1 pseudogene is annotated in these 396 nt (G+C 38.9%); it reads right to left on the reverse strand.

From position 1 onward, the window contains the following. Positions 1-396, reverse strand: a pseudogene (locus tag Z053_RS31770) (hypothetical protein); the annotation flags it as partial.

Raw genomic sequence — 396 nt, forward strand, 5'->3', positions numbered from 1 at the left:
GCATTTCCTACACAGAAGTTTTTAGTATCTTCAGAAGTAAATGATCCACCAGAAGCTAGCACAGCACCAGACGCACTATTGGTTAATTCATAAGAACCATTACCATAACTACAGCAAATGCCATCACCGTATGAATCTTTAAATACTAAAGTATAACACCCTGCATCCAGAGTTTTAGTTATATTAAGGGTAGAGCCATCAGGTTGAGATGGATATGTTCCTCCAGAATGTACTACCTGGTTGTTCGCATCTTTGATTTCCCAGCTGGTTTCTTCAGGATAGTTATCAAAAGTAATACGCAGTTTTACATCATAGGTAGAAGATGCTCCTGCAGTAGTTACATTTAAAGTGTTACTTGCTGCAGATTCGTTTCCAGCCGCATCTTTAGCTTTTACC

The organism is Aquimarina megaterium XH134, from assembly GCF_000520975.1.
GTDB classification, from domain to species: domain Bacteria; phylum Bacteroidota; class Bacteroidia; order Flavobacteriales; family Flavobacteriaceae; genus Aquimarina; species Aquimarina megaterium.